The sequence below is a fragment of the Fructilactobacillus cliffordii genome (assembly GCF_024029355.1).
GTDB lineage: Bacteria > Bacillota > Bacilli > Lactobacillales > Lactobacillaceae > Fructilactobacillus > Fructilactobacillus cliffordii.
In genome coordinates this window covers 1,127,897-1,146,308 of sequence record NZ_CP097117.1, presented here as the reverse complement: position 1 = coordinate 1,146,308, position 18,412 = coordinate 1,127,897, and the positions used below count along the sequence as shown (strand labels likewise).

The 18,412-nt window shown below is 48.2% G+C and carries 18 protein-coding genes; 13 read left to right on the top strand and 5 right to left on the bottom strand.

From position 1 onward, the window contains the following. Positions 1 to 20 precede the first annotated feature (20 nt). A complete protein-coding gene (locus M3M38_RS05620) occupies positions 21 to 221 on the top strand; it encodes an LBP_cg2779 family protein (protein ID WP_252766775.1) in 201 nt (66 codons plus the stop codon). 39 nt (positions 222 to 260) lie between these two features. Here M3M38_RS05620 and M3M38_RS05615 read toward each other — a convergent pair whose 3' ends face one another. Beyond that, positions 261 to 1,277, bottom strand: a complete 1,017-nt coding sequence (locus tag M3M38_RS05615; RefSeq protein WP_252813857.1) for an NADP-dependent oxidoreductase — start codon at positions 1,275 to 1,277, stop codon at positions 261 to 263. 12 nt (positions 1,278 to 1,289) lie between these two features. Continuing rightward, positions 1,290 to 2,102, bottom strand: a complete 813-nt coding sequence (locus M3M38_RS05610; protein WP_252813856.1) for an oxidoreductase — start codon at positions 2,100 to 2,102, stop codon at positions 1,290 to 1,292. Between the two features lie 133 nt (positions 2,103 to 2,235). Here M3M38_RS05610 and M3M38_RS05605 point away from each other — a divergent pair, with 133 nt between their 5' ends. After that, on the top strand, positions 2,236 to 2,778 hold the full coding sequence (locus M3M38_RS05605) for a TetR/AcrR family transcriptional regulator (RefSeq protein ID WP_252766772.1): 543 nt from the start codon (positions 2,236 to 2,238) through the stop codon (positions 2,776 to 2,778). Between the two features lie 77 nt (positions 2,779 to 2,855). Next, the gene (locus M3M38_RS05600) at positions 2,856 to 3,686 is read left to right on the top strand and encodes an aldo/keto reductase (RefSeq protein WP_252766770.1); all 831 of its coding nucleotides are present in this window, start codon (positions 2,856 to 2,858) and stop codon (positions 3,684 to 3,686) included. Between the two features lie 49 nt (positions 3,687 to 3,735). On the opposite strand, the gene M3M38_RS05595 is transcribed toward M3M38_RS05600, so the two are convergent. Next, positions 3,736 to 4,905 (bottom strand): hypothetical protein, encoded by a 1,170-nt coding sequence (locus M3M38_RS05595; RefSeq protein ID WP_252813855.1) that lies wholly within the window; start codon positions 4,903 to 4,905, stop codon positions 3,736 to 3,738. 15 nt (positions 4,906 to 4,920) lie between these two features. Beyond that, positions 4,921 to 5,895: an asparaginase gene (locus tag M3M38_RS05590; RefSeq protein ID WP_252813854.1), complete on the bottom strand. Its 975-nt coding sequence runs from the start codon at positions 5,893 to 5,895 to the stop codon at positions 4,921 to 4,923. Between the two features lie 177 nt (positions 5,896 to 6,072). Here M3M38_RS05590 and M3M38_RS05585 point away from each other — a divergent pair, with 177 nt between their 5' ends. From M3M38_RS05585 to M3M38_RS05540, 10 genes are all read left to right on the top strand, one after another. Next, complete coding sequence (locus M3M38_RS05585; protein WP_252766765.1) at positions 6,073 to 6,414, top strand: hypothetical protein; 342 nt, start codon at positions 6,073 to 6,075, stop codon at positions 6,412 to 6,414. A gap of 69 nt (positions 6,415 to 6,483) precedes the next feature. Continuing rightward, on the top strand, positions 6,484 to 8,838 hold the full coding sequence (locus M3M38_RS05580) for a helicase C-terminal domain-containing protein (RefSeq protein WP_252813853.1): 2,355 nt from the start codon (positions 6,484 to 6,486) through the stop codon (positions 8,836 to 8,838). Between the two features lie 94 nt (positions 8,839 to 8,932). Then, on the top strand, positions 8,933 to 9,388 hold the full coding sequence (locus tag M3M38_RS05575; RefSeq protein ID WP_252766763.1) for a Fur family transcriptional regulator: 456 nt from the start codon (positions 8,933 to 8,935) through the stop codon (positions 9,386 to 9,388). Between the two features lie 101 nt (positions 9,389 to 9,489). After that, entirely contained in the window at positions 9,490 to 10,617 is a 1,128-nt protein-coding gene (locus M3M38_RS05570; protein WP_252813852.1) for a DUF3290 family protein, read from the top strand. A gap of 128 nt (positions 10,618 to 10,745) precedes the next feature. Then, positions 10,746 to 11,441 (top strand): VIT1/CCC1 transporter family protein, encoded by a 696-nt coding sequence (locus M3M38_RS05565; protein WP_252813851.1) that lies wholly within the window; start codon positions 10,746 to 10,748, stop codon positions 11,439 to 11,441. Between the two features lie 16 nt (positions 11,442 to 11,457). Beyond that, complete coding sequence (locus M3M38_RS05560) at positions 11,458 to 12,156, top strand: VIT1/CCC1 transporter family protein (RefSeq protein WP_252766759.1); 699 nt, start codon at positions 11,458 to 11,460, stop codon at positions 12,154 to 12,156. A gap of 201 nt (positions 12,157 to 12,357) precedes the next feature. Then, positions 12,358 to 13,581 (top strand): quaternary amine ABC transporter ATP-binding protein, encoded by a 1,224-nt coding sequence (locus M3M38_RS05555; protein ID WP_252813850.1) that lies wholly within the window; start codon positions 12,358 to 12,360, stop codon positions 13,579 to 13,581. Further along, complete coding sequence (locus tag M3M38_RS05550) at positions 13,574 to 14,449, top strand: ABC transporter permease (protein WP_252766756.1); 876 nt, start codon at positions 13,574 to 13,576, stop codon at positions 14,447 to 14,449. Before M3M38_RS05555 ends, M3M38_RS05550 begins: the two co-directional genes overlap by 8 nt. Positions 14,450 to 14,525: 76 nt before the next feature. Next, complete coding sequence (locus M3M38_RS05545) at positions 14,526 to 15,374, top strand: glycine betaine ABC transporter substrate-binding protein (RefSeq protein WP_252767510.1); 849 nt, start codon at positions 14,526 to 14,528, stop codon at positions 15,372 to 15,374. A 90-nt stretch (positions 15,375 to 15,464) separates the two neighbouring features. Then, positions 15,465 to 17,384: a M13 family metallopeptidase gene (locus tag M3M38_RS05540; protein WP_252813849.1), complete on the top strand. Its 1,920-nt coding sequence runs from the start codon at positions 15,465 to 15,467 to the stop codon at positions 17,382 to 17,384. Positions 17,385 to 17,425: 41 nt separating this feature from the next. Here the strand turns inward: M3M38_RS05540 and M3M38_RS05535 are convergent, their stop codons facing one another. Beyond that, on the bottom strand, positions 17,426 to 18,403 hold the full coding sequence (locus tag M3M38_RS05535; RefSeq protein ID WP_252813848.1) for an alpha/beta hydrolase: 978 nt from the start codon (positions 18,401 to 18,403) through the stop codon (positions 17,426 to 17,428). Between the last annotated feature and the right edge of the window lie 9 nt (positions 18,404 to 18,412).

The window sequence follows — 18,412 nt, the reverse complement described above, 5'->3', positions numbered from 1 at the left end:
ACTAGCAAGGAGGTTTCTCAATGGCATACATTGACGAAGAATTCAGTCAACTCGCAACCGAAATAATCAAGTACGAAGAAAAACATAACCTGGATGATAACCAAATGGCCGTGGCTTTGCACATGACGGTGGAACGGTACCACGACATTAAAAGCATGTGGTCCCAACCCACTCCCGATGAGCAAAAGTTAATTCAATCCTTTTTAATTCACAATAAGTAAACAAAAAAGTCGATTCAGAATTGAATCGGCTTTTTTGTATTAATGGTTCACGTTCACAATTACCTTGCCGTGCGCGTGCCCACTTTCTAAATAATCATAGGCAGCTTGCGCTTCGCCAAAGTCATAAATCTGGTCAATGATAGGAAGTAGCTTTTCGTTCGCAATCATTTGACTCAAGATTTGCAGTTGGGCGCCGCTGGGATGCATAATCAAGAAATCATAGTGCACGTGATACTTTTTCGCTAGGCGTTGCAACGGCGCACTCGCAGCCGCGAACAACAGGGACTTCGCCATCCCTAAGTGATGCTGCTGCCCAAATTCATAGGTCGGTAACCCGTTGATAGTTACCAGATGGCCCCCCGGCTTTAAAATCTTAAAGCTATCCTTGAGATATTGACCACCTAAAGTATCAAAGACCAGGTCATAGTGAAACAGCACATCGGCAAAATAAGTTTCGTGATAGTTAATCACCTGATCAGCTCCTAACGACCGCACCAAAGCGGTCTGCTGGGGACTAGCTGTGGTGGTAACGTAGGCGCCCAAGGCCTTCGCAATTTGAATCGCCATCGTCCCAATTCCCCCAGCTCCAGCTTGAATGAAAACCTTTTGCCCGGGCTGGATGTGACCAAGTTCCACCAGGGCTTGGTAGCTTGTCAATCCGGTTAATGGGACTCCACTGGCCGATTGAAAGTCTAGCTCCGCGGGAAAACGGGCAGTCTCATTTTTATCAAGCGCAATGTAGTCGGCTAACGTTCCGGTATGTTGGTTATCCGGACGACCATACACCTGATCACCTACCTGAAAATCCTGCACGTTACTGCCGACTTGCGCGATCTCTCCGGCAAACTCATTGCCCATCGTCAATGGTAAGTGGAACGGGAAAATCATTTTCATCTTTCCCGCTTGCACCTTATAATCCACCGGATTTAGCCCCGCATTGTGAATGTATACCAGTACTTCATCCGCACCGATTTCCGGTACGGGAATGCGTTGGTTTTCAGCCGGATCGCCGTAACGGTTAAAGCGGAAAGCTTTCATCTGGGTCGGAATTTTCATAATTAACACTCCTTACATAAACTTCGGGATTAACCAATCCTTGAGCGCCGTTGGTAAGAACTGGGTGCCCCAGACGGTTGGCTTGGCTAGGTACCCAATTAGATACCGAGCACGAGGATGCTTTGATTCTAACGCCTTTTGGACCGTCCGCGCAATTAATTCGGGATGAGAAGCGTGTTTAGAAGCATAGGTGTGATCCATATTGCGTTGCATGGCCCGGGCTTGCGCTTCGTATGCCGTACCCGCTGCTGATTGTTGTAGGTGTTGCATCGCAATCGCTTCCCAGCGACTCTTCACCACGCCAGGTTCAATCAAAATGACCTTAATCCCAAAGCGACGGACTTCCATTCGTAACGAATCGCTCAGCGTTTCTAAGGCATGTTTAGATGCAAAGTACCAGCCGGCCATCGGGCTACTAAATCGCCCCGCCATCGACGAAATGTTGATGATACGGCCAGACTGTTGCTTGCGCATGTACGGCAGAACAAGTCGCGTCAATGCCATCAATCCGAACACGTTTACCTCAAACTGTTGCTTGGCTTCCGCATCGGTTACCGTTTCCTGGGCTCCAAACGACCCGTATCCAGCTGCATTCACGACCGCGTCAATCCGATGTGCCCGTTGGATTAACTGGTGCACAGCTGCCGTCCGGGAGGCCTCATCCGTCACGTCTAGTTGCAGCGGAATCACCCCGACCGTCTTTAACGGTTCCATCCGATCCACGTGGCGCGCTGCTCCAAAGACCTGGTAGCCCGCCGCTGCCAAGTTGTGCGCGATTCGATATCCCATTCCGGAACTAGCACCCGTCACTAAAATTGTTTTCATTGTCATTGCTTCCTTTCTTGCCTTTGCGTATGTTAGGTAACAAGTGTATCATATCTTTGAAAAGACCAACCGGCAAGGGTCAAACTCGGTCTTTTGTTACTTAAGAAACAGATTGAAGAAAGTGGGTATGAACATGAATCAAACTGACCGCCGTGTGCGCAAAACCAAACAGGCGATTCACGCCAGTCTTGAACACCTCTTGCAAAGCACCAGTAGTTTAGAGCAAATTAGCGTCACGCAAATTTGTGACCAGGCTGACATTGGCCGCAAAACGTTTTACAGTCACTACGCCGATAAGTACGCATTAATGGATGATTTTCTAACCGACTATTTAGACGAACTGCGAATTACCTGCACCAACGTCACCGATCCCCATGACGTGGCGAAAAAGACCGCGATTTGGGTCGCTTTCTTCTGGGAGCATCGGCGGTTCTTCCGCCTCTTGTTTGCTGATCAGGGTCCCTACCAATTCCGCCAAAAATTGTTTGACTTTACCTACGAACAGTTTATCGAAAAACTAGAGTTACCCCCGAGTGCCGCGGTTCGTTTCATCTGCCACGGAATTGATGGACTGATTAACGACCTCGTTACCAGCCAAACCGAACCGGATCAGACTGCCCTGGTCCAAGAAATCACCCGGTTATTACAGCTCAATCTGGATTCGTTACAATCGTGAATCAGAAGCTAACGGCCAAAAATGTGTTAGGATAGCCCCGTAAATCGTAATGAATAATTAGCAAAGGAGTCCTCATCGTGGAATATTATCAGTTAGCCAACGGCATGCAACTACCGAAAATCGGCTTTGGAACCTACAAACTAAAGGGCGCTGCCGGTGCTCGTTCCATCACAGCAGCCATTAACAACGGCTACCGTCTGCTTGATAGTGCTTACAACTACGAAAACGAAGGAGCACTCGGCCGAGGCATCCGCGACGCAGACGTCAGTCGCTCCGACTTGCTGGTAACCTCGAAGTTACCAGGACGTTACTATCACTATGACGATGCGATTCAGACCATTCAGGAATCACTCTACCGCAGTCAGTTAGATTATTTCGACCTGTACTTACTGCACTGGCCGAACCCGAAGGATGATCACTACGTGGAAGCTTGGCAAGCTCTGATTGACGCCCAAAGGTTTGGGCTAGTCCGGGCCATCGGAGTCTGCAACTTCCTGCCAGACCATTTAGACCGCTTGAAACGCGAAACTGGAGTATTGCCCCAACTCAACCAAATTGAATTGCATCCGTACTTCAACCAGTTAAAACAGCGTCAGTATGACGATCAACACGGCATTCTTACTGAAGATTGGAGTCCATTGGGACGGGCCAGCACCATGCTCAACGACCCGATCTTGATTGAACTAGCGCGCAAATATAGCAAGGACGTCGTTCAGTTAATCCTGCGGTGGGAAATCCAATTAAACACGCTTCCGATTCCGAAGTCGTCTAGCGACCGGAACCAGCTAAATAACCTGCAAGTGTTTGACTTTTCAATCACCCCGGCAGACATGGACACCATCAACGGCTTAACCAAACTTGATGGTCGCACCCATGACCAGGATCCCGCCACGTATCAAGAATTCTAAGCGAACTAAAAAAGTCAGCTACCTGAATTAACTCAGGCAGCTGACTTTTTTAGTGGTCTCCACGAACACGGCGTTGGGTTAGTTCGGCATCTAAATAGCCAAACGCTAATTCATCAATCTTACCAAGTTCAAGCGTTTTCCGCTTCGTCCGGGTCGGGTCATCTCGATTTAAGTACCGGAACGTGACCTTACCGCCCTCCAATTGGTACGGTATCCCGAGGTAAGCCTTCCCTTTTTCGGTCTTAAAGCGCAAGAAGCGCCGGAAATAGACCGCCTGCCGCACCGTCGTGTAGATTAAGTCCACGGTCCGATCAAAGCTGCGGTCGTCGTTTAAAATCGGCTGCCGGTAGGTCCCTTGGGCGAGGTTTAACGAAACTAAATGATTAATCAAACGAAGGTAGTCACTCTTTAACTGCAACTTCTTGATCTCCTTCAAACGAATTAACTCATAACCCCCAAACTGGCCGTTCATATCAACGACGGCTAAGATGGCAACTTCGGCGTTAACTGCCTTTACCTGACCGATGAAGAAGAGATCTGGATTAACCTTCGGCACTAACAGTAACCGGTGCCCGGTTTCAGCGGCCCGGTGTAAGCTGGCGAAGATCGGTAAGGCCCCCGTTTCCACGACCGGTTCCCGATGCGGCGCTTGCAACTGTGCTCTGGAACGCGACAGTAGCTGTAATTCCTGGCCTAAAAATTCGACCGACCGAATGGCAGTTTTGTTTAAGCGCACGGACTCAATCCGGCTGTTATCAAACTTGTCGAAGCTCAACACCGTCAGTTGTTCATCATCCAGCATTTGGATGAAGCCCTCGAGCATCTGGCCATTTTGCTTAATTAACAACAGTGCCTGACCGTACACGTAAGCATTGCCTAGCACCTGGGTCAATAAATCAACCCGGTCGTTGACCTTCATACTGCTAGCCTGGGTGCCAAACAGGTGTAACTGCTGGGCCGTTTGAATCCGGGCCTCCATCCGCACCAAATCGTCGCTATCAAAGTCGACGTCAAAAATGTCTGGATAGGTCAAATACACTAACCCGTTGGTCAACCCATTTTCGGTGTAGGTGGTTAAAATGGTTCCTTCGTCATCCATCGCAATCACCCGACCGGTATAAAAAATCGAGGAACTATTTTGTAACACGTTGACCAGGGTCTGCTGCTGTTTGGCTAGCCGCAGGGTCTTTTCAATTTCTTCTGTTTGATAATTATCCATCATCTCACCTCGTTGTTACGAAAGCGCGTTGGACATGTACTCCTGTAAAGCATAACCGCTTTTTCCACAGCTTAATCCAACGATTAGTTTAATTCGGGCTTTCGGTCCGTTGAGTTGTTCGCAAAAAACCAGTCCCATGGACTGCAGCTCAATCCCACCCCCGGTGTAGGCATAAATTGGTTGGGCATATCCGCTAAAGCACCGCGAAACTAACACCACTGGAATGCCAGCGTCCAGTAAACTTTGCACCGCTGGCAAAGTGGCCTTCGGGAGATTTCCCGCTCCCATTGCTTCAATCACGACGCCCGTCGGCTGGGCTGCCTGAATTGCTTCAAAGATGGTCCCGGTCATGCCCGCGTAGGCCTTCACCATGTACACGCCGCCTACCACGTGGTTAATTTCAGTATACTCACTGCCAATTAATTGTTGCGCAAAAATCACCTGATCGTGATCAACCGTTCCCAGGGTTCCATAAATTGGGTCCTTAAAAGTATCCACGCTGGTCGTATGAGTCTTGGTCACGTACCGCGCTGAATAAATCCCGGTGTTAAAGACCACCAGGACGCCCTTGTTGCGGGCCGCATCGGAAGCCGCCACCTGAATCGCGCTCTTAAAGTTAAACACCCCGTCGGCCCCAATTTCGTTGGAAGATCGCATCGCTCCCGTTACGACCACGGGAATCGTGTTCGGCAGGGTTAAATCTAGAAAATAAGCCGTTTCTTCCAAGGTATCGGTCCCGTGGGTCACCACGACCCCATCAATCCCGTCGGAAATTGCTTGCTGAATCCGATTTTTAACCTGTAACATCGTGGCCGGTGTCATCTGCGGTGATGGCAAATTCAATAACTCGTCATTTTCCACTTCAATGTCATCCAATCCCAAGCCGGCATTATTGTCGATGGGATTTTTTTCATTTTGGACCACACTGCCCTGATCATCTAGGGACATCGAAATCGTGCCCCCCGTGTGGATGGCTAAAATTTTCTTCATAATTCGAACTCCTATTTACTATCGTCAGTCCCAATCTTATCACATCTACCCCCCAAACTAACAGCGTCTGACCGGGGTTCGAAAGATTAAGAATTAGCAAAACTTAGTTGCTAGTAAGTTTTAACGGTATGTTTAGAACTATTTTTGTTTTATAATGAGGGCTGAGGTGATTTTTAAATGTCGAAAAAGAAACTAGAACGGCAGGAACGAGAAAAAATCGTGACTGACATGAACGAATTTCTGATAACCTACGCCAAGTCGGTTTTGGCCAAGGATAGCAATCTAGCTGCGCAGCTCTACCAGGCTGCCAAAGACGATGTCACTGGTTTAGACGGACTCTTTAACGATGGTGGCTACGGTCGCAAGGAACGCTACGAAAACATCGCGCAGGGATTCATTTGTAACTATTACCACATCGAACCAGAAGACGGTAACGCCGAAAAACAGGACTTAATCAACGAAGCGGTCCGGTATCTTGGTCGCCACCAGGACCAGTTGAATCGCTGGATTAAGGAATAAAGCAAAAGTAACAGCGAGCAATCCACCCCGAGCGGTGGTTGCTTTTTTCTTTGCAAACGGGAGGTAACGGTGCGAAAAATTGGGGTACGAGAACTAGTCGGGTTTATTCTCCGTAGTGGTGATTTAAATAGTTCCTTGAGTAGTTTTAACACGCCCCAGGCCGGTACCCGGATTCACAAACGCCTTCAACACCATCGGGGTAAAACTTACCAAGCAGAAGCTCCCCTGCAAACGGAAGTCGAACTCAACGGGCGACCGGTATTGATTCACGGCCGGGCCGACGGATTAATCATGCAGGATGATCAGGTTGAAATCGAAGAGATCAAAACCTCGGACGTCGAGTGGGATTTCTTACCCGAAAATCAGCTCATCCTATACTGGGGCCAAGTGAAACTCTACGCGGCCTTGTTAATGCGGGAGCAGCCAAATATCGACCAGGTTAGGCTCACGCTGACCTATGTCCAAACTCCCGACGAGGTCCAAACCACGGAACACCAAACAATTACACGAACGGCAGCTTTGGCCTTCTTTGAGCAAGTCATCACTGAATATGAAGACTGGCTTGCCCTACAGGAAAGTTTAGCTCGCGACCGGGTCCAAACGGCAGCTCAGGTGACCTTTCCCTTCCCTACATATCGCAAAGGGCAGCGTGAACTTGCCGCGGTTGTCTATAAATCGGCCGTCCTGGGGAAACATCTTTTATTAGAAGCACCCACCGGAACCGGAAAAACGATCTCGACCCTCTTTCCAGCGGTCAAGGCCTTCGCCACTGACCGGGTCGAGCGGGTCTTTTACTTCACGGCCAAGCAAAGCACGCGCCGGGTCGCGGAAGCGGCCTTGGCGCAACTCCGCGAGCGTGGCTTACGGATTCAAAGCATTACCCTGACGGCGAAGGACCAGATTCAGTTTCCGGAAGAAGTTGACGTCGAACCAGAGAATAATCCCTACTTTCAGGGCTACTACGACCGTTTAAAACCCGCCCTCAAAGCAATCCTCACGGAAGGACGGCACCTCTCAAAGGACCTCATTCAAAGCTACGCCCGGCAGTATACCCTGGATCCGTTTGAATTTTCCTTAGACGTCAGCTTGTTTTGCGATGTCATCATCGGCGACTACAACTACTTGTTTGATCCGGTAGTTCACCTCCAACGCTTCTTTGCGGTGGAAAATCGGGCGAACTTCTTTTTAGTTGACGAGGCGCATAACCTAGTAGACCGGGCTCGGGAAATGTACTCAACCAGCTTAAGCCAAGTGGACTGTGAAGCCCTCCTGAATGACTTACCACGCAACATGGCCAACCGATCCCTGCGAAAACGCCTGCAAGCCATGTCACAGCAGTTTCAGCGGCTCCAGGATGAATTGCCACCGCACCAAACCGAACTGGATTTAGCCGATTCAGACGAATCGTTCACCCAAGCCGTCGGTAAACTCAGCGAGCGAATCCGACAGTGGTTGGCCAAACAGCCGACCGGTCCGAAAGTCGAAGCCGTTCGGCTGTTTTTCTTTGCCTGCTTAACCTACAGCAAGATTAACGAACTCTTTGGGACTAATTTTCGCTTCCGCGTGATACTGCAGGATGGGAAAATCACCGTCCGCCTCTTCTGCATGGATGCCAGTCCGTTCATTAAAGAACAACTCGAACTAGGGCGCGGATCCGTTCTCTTTTCGGCCACGTTATCACCTCTACCATATTATCAACGGGTCTTAGGAAACGAACCGGATGGCTTAAAATATCAGCTGCCATCTCCATTTTCTTCTAATTCCCAAACTATATTGATTGCAACTTACATTAATACAACTTATAATCAAAGAACCAATAGTTTAGCAGCAATTGTCGCCAGTATTCACAACTTAGTCACGAGTAAACGCGGCAACTATTTAGTTTTTGCCCCCTCCAACGCATATCTGGACCAGATTTATCAGGCTTATCGCGACCGATTTCCAGAGCAAGCGGTCCAAAAACAAACTCCAAACATGACTCCGGCTGACCGCGATCAATTTTTAGCGGCCTTTCAACGACCGAAAACGAACCCCGTCCTCGGTTTTGCCCTATTAGGCGGAATCTTTTCGGAAGGCATCGATTTAGTCGGTGACCGGCTGATTGGGACTGCCATCGTTGGCGTCGGGCTACCGGGACTAAACTCCGAAACCGACTTGATTCGTGATTATTTTGACCAGCAAAACGGGCAAGGTTTCGCCTTTGCCTACCAGCTTCCGGGTTTAAATCATGTGTTTCAGGCTGCCGGCCGGGTCATTCGGAGTGTCCAGGATCGAGGAGTGATTTTACTATTAGACCGCCGGTTTACGGAACCGCGTTACCGCCAGTGGTTCCCGGCAGATTGGCGGACCGTCCATCTTGTCCACAATCAGGATGAGTTACGGCAACAACTACAACATTTTTGGCAAACACCGAACGATTTATAAATGTTATTACTTGAAATCTGGTCTAGTAAAAAACTATGATATAATTAAGTTTCGTGGTTTTCCATTTTATTTTTCAGAAAGAGGTGTCATTAAAATGACAGACAAGCGTTATGATCAGGCAATGGAACGTTTAAAGGAGAACAACGTTCGCATTACGCCCCAACGACAAATTATTTTGAAATACATGATTGAAACGGATGACCATCCGTCCGTCGAAACGATTTTCCACATCTTGGAAAAGACGTTCCCGAACCTTAGCATGGCTACGGTTTACAACAACCTCCGTTTATTCAAGAAGTTAAACCTCATCATTGAAATGCCGAGTTCCGATGGTGGTTACCGGTACGACTTCTTTGATCACCCGCACCTGCACGCAACCTGCGACCGGTGCAACAAGATTATCGACATTGATGATCCGGAGTTTGACAAGATTAACGAACACTTCATGGACTTAGCGAAGGAAAAAGGCTTTGATCCAAAGGTTACAAACGTGGAAATTCACGGAATTTGTTCCGAATGTCAAGCTAAAGAAAAAGCAGAACAAAAATAATTAATTTGTCCGTTGCAATTCGCAATGGGCTTTTTTTTACCCCACAATTAGTTTAAAGTATCAGTATAATTGAATTAAATTTAATTGCAGGGGTGAACGTTTTGAATCTTTATTCTTACCAGTACCTGATTAACAATTTCAGTGCTGTCAACTACTTTTACATCGGCTTAATCGTCTTCGTGGCCGCCATCATGGTAATCACCGGTTACTTTTACTACCGGAACCAAAATGACTTCCGCTTCCGAAACCTCTTTATTCTGGTTTCACTTGTGGGCGCCTTGGTGATTGTCCTGCAGGTCAGCCGCTTTAATAACCAACGAAGCAGCGATAGTCAGACCGGACAAACTGTTCAAGTTTTAAAAACACTAGCAAAACAGAAACACGTGCCAATCAACCAGGTCTATTCCAGTAGCAATGTTTTAAGTGATGGAATGACCATTAAACTAGGCAAGCACTTCTACCTAGTCCACATGAACAACGACAAAACCAACTACAGTATTCAAGAAACCAAGTTGGTGAACAAACCCAAGTACGTTGATAAGGGTGAGTTTAAGTTCTGGGGCAACAATAGTAGCAACGGGATTGACTACGGCTCGGTGGCCCTCAAGTTCATCGTCGGATTAATCATGATTGTTCTACAGATTAACCTATCCGGGAAAGGAAACCTAGCCCCATCGAACGCCCTCGACCAGCTCCAAAACTATATTTTGGGGGGAATTATCGGAGGAGTCATCTATAATTCCCAGATTACCGTGCTCCAGTTCGTGGCCATCCTGTTGATCTGGTCAATCATCGTCTTTGCGATTAAGTATCTAACCAGTCAGAGTAATATATTGGATACCATTATCAACGGGTCGCCACAAGTCCTGATTGACAACGGAAAGGTGAACGTCAAGCGGGCCCTCAAGAATGGGATTAACGCCAACGAGTTATCTTTTAAACTCCGAAGTAACGGGGTCAACGATTTCAGTAACGTCAAAAATGCCACACTGGAACAAAACGGCCAGTTAACCATCACTACCTTTGACGATGACGAGTCCCAAAACTATCCGTTGATTACCGACGGTCAGGTCGATTTACCGGCTATGAAACGTTTCAACTTAGCTCCAGAAGACATCGACCAACTACTAAACGAACAACACGTCACCTTAAAACAAGTTTACCTAGGTCAATACCAGGATCATAAGTTAAACCTGGTCTTATACCCCACTAACAGAAGAATTCTATAAGCACCGTCCGAAAAAGCCTTGCGCATTGCTGCGCAAGGCTTTTTAATTTAACCCTTTACTAATCCAGCCAAACGAGTTAAAATATATTTGTTATAAAATTATAAACTTTATAAAGGATTGAAGTATATATGGAAAAGCAAAAGAAAAAATTTTCACTCGCCCAAAAGATTAACGTCCTCCGGGCTAGCGTGATGGGAGCTAACGACGGTATTCTATCCATCGCCGGCATCGTGCTCGGGGTCGCTGGAGCATCAACCAGTAATTGGGCCATCCTGATTTCTGGATTAGCCGGGATGTTGGCCGGAACGGTTTCCATGTCGATGGGAGAATACGTGTCAGTGAACAGTCAAAAAGATTCCGAACGGCAGGCAATTGCCACCGTTAAAATGGCGCTGGACAATGACTATCAGGCCCAGTTCAATTACGTCGAAAATAAATATCGACAAACGGGCATGAATCAAGCCCTCGCGCACAAAGCCACTAGTGAAATGATGAACGACGACGCCCTGACGACCGTGGTTCGGGAACGTTACGCCTTTGACCCGAGTAAGTTTACCAGTCCCTACGCGGCGGCAATTGCTTCCCTGATTTCCTTCCCGCTGGGCTCACTCCTTCCGTTGATTTCCATCTTCGTCGGGCCCGCCAACTGGCACATCATGACGACTTTCGTAGCTGTGATTATCGCCCTTGCCATCACTGGTTACCTCGCCGCAATTTTGAGTAAGGCAAACCGATTTAAAGCCGTACTCCGAAACGTAATCTCGGGAGTCGTGACGATGTCCGTCACCTACCTGATCGGGGCCCTCGTGGGATTAGTGGATTAGAAGGGAGTTTTCAATCATGAAAAAGAAAACCAAACAAAAACAATCAATGGATGAAAAACTCAATAATTTACGGGCCGGGGTGTTAGGTTCCAACGACGGGATTTTAACCGTTGTCGGCGTCTTGTTCTCAGTCGGAGTTGCCACCACCAATCCCTTTACCATCTTCATTGCCGGATTATCCGACCTATTAGCCTGTGCCTTTTCAATGGCTGGAGGTGAATACGCCTCGGTTAGTTCCCAACGGGATACGGAAGTATCGGCTGTAGCGGAAGAAAAACGCCTCTTAGAAACTGATTATGCTGGCGAACGCCAGGATGTGATTGATTATTACCAAGGGCGGGGCATTTCAACCGCTACGGCCACCGAAATTGCTGATGACCTATTGAAAAAGAATCCACTGCAGACCCTAGTTTCTGTCAAATATGACCTAAAAATCGGGCAGTACATGAGTCCCTGGTCCGCGGCCTTTTCTTCCTTAATTTCGGCCGCGGCTGGGGGAACCCTGCCGTTACTGGCCATGACCCTCCTGCCCGGACCAATCAAGTGGGAAGGAACAATTATCGCCGTCATCATTGCCGTGGCTTTAACTGGATTTTTGAGTGCCAAACTCGGAAACGGCTTGGTCAAAATTGCCATCATCCGAAATGTGATTGTCGGAATCTTGACGATGTTCATTCACTACTTCGTCGGAATTATGCTGGATTACTTCATGTAAAGACCATGTAAGCCTTTCCAAAAATCCGAATTTTCTGCTCATTATGAACTAATTTCATCCGTAAAATGCTAATAAAATCCCCCTATCTCGCCGTTTTGAACCGGTCTTTATTTGACAAGCCAAACAAGAACTTGTTATGTTAGATAGAGGGGTTGTTTATTTTTATTTAAATTTTGCCCTAGATACGAAAGGAGAAGTTCTGTGACAGAAAATCGAGAAAAGATCAAAGTGGATCATTTAACCAAAATATTTGGTCCGCACATCAATAAAGCACAAGAGCTTTTATCTGAAGGAAAAAGCAAGGCGGAAATTCTCGCCAAAACCGGCAGTACCGTCGGGGTGGATAACGCTAATTTCACCATTAATGACAATGAAATTTTTGTGATCATGGGACTTTCTGGTTCTGGAAAGTCAACGATGCTCCGGATGTTCAACCGACTCATCGAACCAACGCTCGGTACCATCTACGTTGATGGTGAAAACATCATGCAACTCGACAAAAAGGGCTTGCTGGAACTGCGACGGAAGAAAATGAGTATGGTCTTTCAAGGCTTTGCCCTCTTACCCGACCGGACGGTGTTAGAAAATGCTGCCTTTGGTTTAGAAGTCCAAGGAATTGACAAGGAAGAACGAGAAAAGAAAGCCCACGAATCCCTAGAAATGGTCGGCTTGAAGGGTTACGATAACCAACTGCCCAGCGAACTATCCGGTGGGATGCAGCAACGGGTGGGATTAGCCCGGGCCATCACTAATGATCCTGATATCTTACTCATGGACGAAGCATTCTCTGCTTTGGACCCGTTAAACCGACGCGACATGCAAGACGAACTGATTGACCTGCAACACAAGTTGCACAAGACCATCATCTTCATTAGCCACGATTTAAACGAAGCACTGCGGATTGGGGATCGAATTTTGATGATGCACGACGGGGACGTGGTACAAATCGACACTCCAGAAGACCTGTTAACTCATCCAAAGAACGACTACGTCAAGAAGTTCATTCAAAACGTGGACCGTTCAAAGATTTTAACGGCCGGAAACGTCATGATCCACCCGAACACCATCAACATCGAAAAGGATGGACCAAAACTGGCTCTGCGGCGCATGAAAGAAGATCACATCTCCAGTATCTTTGCTGTGGATGATCAACAACGCTTAGTTGGTCTGGTTGATGCCGATGACGTGATTAAACTGATTGAAAATAATCAACGGGACATGAAGCAGATCGTAAACGCCGGCCTGCCAAAGACTAGTCCTGACACACCGATCGCGGAACTATTCGACAAGATTTCGAAGTCCCCACTGCCATACGCAGTGGTTGATAAGGATGGGCGCCTCGAAGGAATCATCCTCCGGAGTACTATTCTAGAAGCAATGTCTGGCTCTGATACTGATGACGAAGGAGGCGCTGATCATGAGTAGTTTTCTGACAATTTTAAGCGGAATTCCTGCCATTCCCCTCGCCAAGTGGATTAACGCGTTTGTAACTTGGTTAACCGGGTTTGCCGGCTTCTTTAACGCCTTAACCGCAGGAATTGGTGCAATTTTAGATGCCATCCAATGGGTCTTAGACCTCTTTCCGGCATGGCTCTTTATCATTTTAATTTTACTGTTAACCTGGTTTATCCTTAGAAAAACCAAGCACTGGGGCTTCATGATTTTTGAAGCACTAGGACTCGGCTTAATCTGGAACCAAGGTTACTGGCACGAAATGACCCAAACGTTGACGTTGGTGTTAGCAACCAGTTTAATTATCATCGTCATTGGGGTGCCACTGGGAATCTGGATGGCTAAGAGCCACACGGTGAACGTCATCGTGCGTCCCATCCTGTCCTTCATGCAAACCATGCCTGCCTTCGTGTACTTGATCCCAGCTGTGGCCTTATTCGGAATTGGAATGGTACCCGGAGTGGTTGCCTCTGTGATCTTCTCGTTACCACCAATCGTTAGCACGACCTGCCTCGGGATCCAACAAGTTCCCGCTGACCTTGAAGAAGCAGCGGTTTCCTTTGGTTGTACCCCATGGCAAAAACTGTTCAAGGTGGAATTACCATTAGCCCGGACCACCATCATTTCAGGAATTAACCAAGGAATGATGTTAGCCCTCTCCATGGTAGTGATTGCTTCCATGATTGGGACGCTCGGACTTGGTTCACTGGTTTACTTTGCCGTTGGTCGCAACGATGCTGGGGCTGGTTTTGCTGCCGGAATTGCCATCGTTATTCTCGCAATTATCCTGGACCGCTTATCCGAAGGGGTTAGTGGTAGCAACCAATCCCACAACAAATAAGGAAGGGAGCGGTTAGATGAAAAACAAAAAGTTAAAACTCTTCCTCGGCTTCATCGGAGTGAGTTGCTTAACCATCATGCTCTCGGCCTGCAGCGTTACACCGAAGAAGTATGATGCCAACAAACCGGTTGGTCCCCAGGTTCATGAAACCATCACTGGGATCGATGCCGGAGCCGGAATCATGGCTTCGACGCAAAAGGCCATCCCTGCTTACGGTTTAAAGCAACAAAACTGGCAATTACAAACCAGTTCCACCGCTGCGATGTGTAGCCAACTGGAAAAGTCAATTAAGTACAAACAACCCATTGTGGTGACCGCCTGGCAACCGCACTGGATGTTTAAAAAATACCCGATTAAGTTCTTGAAGGATCCCAAGGGAGTCTACGGAAAATCCGAACAGATTAACACGGTGGCTCGTAAGGGCTTCCAAAAGGATAACCCAGGTGCCTATAAGTTCTTCCAACAGTTCAAATGGAATTCCAACATGATGGGTGACGTCATGTACGCCAACTTTAAGGGTGCGGATCCACAAAAGACCGCCAAGAAGTTCATTAAGGACCATCCGAAGGAAGTCGCTAAATGGACTGAAGGCGTGCCAGATGGACACGGTAAACAAGTTCGAATGACGTACGTTACTTGGGATGACGCGATTGCCTCAACCAACGTAACGGCCCAAATCCTGCGCGATAAGGGTTACAAGGTCACCATCTCCGCGATGGAAGCTCAACCAGAATGGGCTTCGATTGCGCGAGGTTCGGCAGACGTCACGACGGCGGCTTGGCTTCCCGTTACTTCTGGTCCGTTATACCAGAAGTTCAAGAACCAGGTTGAAGTCGTGGGAGTTAACTGTCCCGGTGCCAAGGTCGGCTTAGCCGTTCCGAAGTACATGAAGAACATTAACTCGATCGAAGACTTGAAAAAGTAAATAAATCCGAAAAACGGTGGTTAAGTTGTCCTTAACCGCCGTTTTTTGATAAGATAGCCCATAACCTACCTAAAGAAAGAAGGACTTTTTATGGCACAAGCTGATTTTCCCGTTAACCAAGCGGAAATCAAAGACGATCTCTACGCGGCCGTGAACGGCGCCTGGGTCAAACAGGCGACCATTCCGGGGGACCACTCCTCCGTGGGTGGTTTCATGGACCTCGTCGATGGCATTGAAAAAACCTTAATGCACGATTCCGCTGCATTAGCGGAAGGAAACTTGCCAGCGAACACCCCCGAACTCCAGGAATACGTGAAGTTTTATCAATTAGCAATGGACTTCAAGCGCCGGGACCAGGATGGAGCTACACCCTTACAACTTCGCCTAGATCAAATTGAAAAGCTCACGGACTACGCGGACCTGAACAACCGTCTAGCCGACTGGATTTTAAATGGGTTCCCCGCTCCGTTAGACTTTGACATTGACGCGGACATGAAAAACGCGCAGGTCAACGCCCTCTTTGCCGGCAGTCCCAGTCTCTTTTTACCGGACAAAACCTACTACGAAGACGATAACCCGGCCTACGACCAGTTAATGCCAATCTTCACCAAGATGAGTGAACAGCTCTTAACGCTGGCTGGCTACTCAGCTAACCAAGCGCAAAAACTGGTCGCGGACGCGAAGGACTTTGACGCCCAAATCGCGCCCCACGTAAAATCGGCCGAAGAAGCCGCGGACATTAGCAAGACCTACAATCCCTACACCACGGATGAATTAGCCGCTTCAACGAACGCGCTGGACCTCAAACAAGCGGTCAAAGGTCTGGTCGGAGCCGTTCCAGAAAAAATCATCGTGACGGAACCCGAATTCTTTAAGCATCTGAACGACCTGCTGACCCCGGATAACTTTGCGAAGTTCAAGGCCTGGATGCTGGTTAAAACGGTGAACGGCCTCGCCGGCTCCCTCTCGGAAGAATTCCGTCAGGTCGGTGGTCAATTTAGCCGGGCCCTCTCGGGAAAGAAGGAAGCCGCTAAACCCGAAAAAGCCGCCTTTTACTTGGCCTCTGGGACCTTTAAACACGTCGTGGGTGACTACTATGGGAAGAAGTACTTTGGTCCCAAGGCGAAGGCTGACGTCCACCATATGGTCGAAAAGATGATTGAGATCTACGAACAACGCCTCGCAAACAACGAGTGGTTGGGTGACGATACCAAGCAGATGGCCATCAAGAAGCTCAAGAGTTTAGGAATTCAAGTGGGTTACCCCGAACAACTCGATCCGATTTACCAACAGTTCCACGTTGACGAAGCAGCCGGCTTATTACCGAACCTGCTCCACTTTGACTACTTAGAAACCAAAGAAACCTTCTCCAAGTGGAACCAACCGGTCGAACGGGAAAAGTGGGAAATGAGCGCCAACACCGTGAACGCCTACTACCACCCGTTCAAAAACATCATCGTCTTCCCCGCTGCCATTCTGCAGGCGCCATTCTATAGCCTGGATCAATCGGCAAGTGCTAACTACGGGGGGATTGGATCCGTCATCGCACACGAAATCTCGCACGCTTTTGATAACAACGGTTCCCTCTTTGATGAATTTGGAAACATGAATAACTGGTGGACGAAAGCCGACCACGAACACTTTGAAGAATTGGCCCAACAGATGATTGCTGAATTCGACGGTCTTCCGTACGCCGGTGGGAAAGTAAACGGGAAGCTGACCGTTTCTGAAAACATCGCCGATGCCGGTGGCTTAAGCTGTGCGGAAGCCGCTACGAAGGAAGAAGCAGACGCCGATCTCTACGAGTTCTTTACGAACTGGGCGCGGATCTGGCGGATGAAAGCAACGCCTGAGTACCAAAACCTGCTCCTCACGGTCGACGTGCACGCTCCTGGTCCATTACGAGCTACGGTCCAAGTCAAGAACCTTGATGACTTCTACATGACCTTTAACGTGCAACCTGGTGACGGGATGTACCTCGAACCAGCCAAACGAGTCCAAATTTGGTAAACAAAAAGCTCTGACAGCAATTGTCAGAGCTTTTTTAGTTACTATTCGTTAAATAAGAAGCGGTTGATGATTCGTTCTGAAATCTGATTATCAATAATCTGACTGTGTTCCGCCATGGGACCAGTGAGCCGCAGGGATTCGTAGTTTTTAGACGGAACTAGGTTCTTCAACGCTGTGGCTGATGAAGCCGGCACGAGTCCGTCAGAATTACTTTTATTGTCAACTACCCCGTAGATGTTTAATACCTGCGTGTGCGGGTCTAACTTCTTCGACAACCGTTTTAATTCAGCATAGCTTGGATGCCGGTCGTTAATGGCTTGTTGCCGGTCCAAGATTTGTTGCCGCTGCATCATTTCCGGGGTTGGTTGCACCGGATGCTGCGGGTCATTAGGACGCTGGTTATTATTCCGCACCCCGTTTTGCCGGTTTACGGGAGTCTGGTTTTGATTCCCAGCCTGTCCCTGCTTCAGTGGTGGAACGTTGAGTTTCACCCCTTGGTACGGACCGGCAACTGAGATGAAGTGTTGCAACCGCATCCCGTTTTTAGCAGCGCCATAACGAGTGGCGTTGGTAAAGACCGTTAAACTCCCGGACCCAAATCCAATTGCATCGTACTGTTCGTAATCATACTTGTGGTTTAAATGCCGGAGAATCTTGTTTAATGACTTGGCCTGTTCGTGCGTGGTTTTCGTCCGGTCGCTGAAGTTGACTTCGATAATCGGCTGTTTAGCCTTCACGTTCCCGTTTTTATTGTACTGAATGTCTCCGTTGGCCAACACATCAATGTGCATGGCGACGGAGCCACCGGAACGACTGGCCGTTGTTACCAGGTGTTGGGCAGCAGCAGACGTCCGGTTCTGGTCAGAAACAAAGATAATCGGGGACTGCATCGGTTTGTGCATCTTACCCCCCGTGCTTTGCCCGTTATTATAGTTCATGTAAAAGAAGCCAAAGACGGCTGCCGAAACTCCAATAATCAGGACAATCAGGTCCCATTTATTAAATCGTTTTTTATTCAAAAAATCACC

Bases quoted from the DNA above. Each gene is read 5' to 3' on its own strand.
- M3M38_RS05615 (WP_252813857.1), bottom strand. From the start codon at position 1,277: ATGAAAATTCCGACCCAGATGAAAGCTTTCCGCTTTAACCGTTACGGC.
- M3M38_RS05595 (WP_252813855.1), bottom strand. From the start codon at position 4,905: ATGGATAATTATCAAACAGAAGAAATTGAAAAGACCCTGCGGCTAGCC.
- M3M38_RS05605 (WP_252766772.1), top strand. From the start codon at position 2,236: ATGAATCAAACTGACCGCCGTGTGCGCAAAACCAAACAGGCGATTCAC.
- M3M38_RS05575 (WP_252766763.1), top strand. From the start codon at position 8,933: ATGACAGACAAGCGTTATGATCAGGCAATGGAACGTTTAAAGGAGAAC.
- M3M38_RS05545 (WP_252767510.1), top strand. From the start codon at position 14,526: ATGCTCTCGGCCTGCAGCGTTACACCGAAGAAGTATGATGCCAACAAA.
- M3M38_RS05565 (WP_252813851.1), top strand. From the start codon at position 10,746: ATGGAAAAGCAAAAGAAAAAATTTTCACTCGCCCAAAAGATTAACGTC.
- M3M38_RS05590 (WP_252813854.1), bottom strand. From the start codon at position 5,895: ATGAAGAAAATTTTAGCCATCCACACGGGGGGCACGATTTCGATGTCC.
- M3M38_RS05540 (WP_252813849.1), top strand. From the start codon at position 15,465: ATGGCACAAGCTGATTTTCCCGTTAACCAAGCGGAAATCAAAGACGAT.
- M3M38_RS05585 (WP_252766765.1), top strand. From the start codon at position 6,073: ATGTCGAAAAAGAAACTAGAACGGCAGGAACGAGAAAAAATCGTGACT.
- M3M38_RS05620 (WP_252766775.1), top strand. From the start codon at position 21: ATGGCATACATTGACGAAGAATTCAGTCAACTCGCAACCGAAATAATC.
- M3M38_RS05610 (WP_252813856.1), bottom strand. From the start codon at position 2,102: ATGAAAACAATTTTAGTGACGGGTGCTAGTTCCGGAATGGGATATCGA.
- M3M38_RS05550 (WP_252766756.1), top strand. From the start codon at position 13,574: ATGAGTAGTTTTCTGACAATTTTAAGCGGAATTCCTGCCATTCCCCTC.
- M3M38_RS05560 (WP_252766759.1), top strand. From the start codon at position 11,458: ATGAAAAAGAAAACCAAACAAAAACAATCAATGGATGAAAAACTCAAT.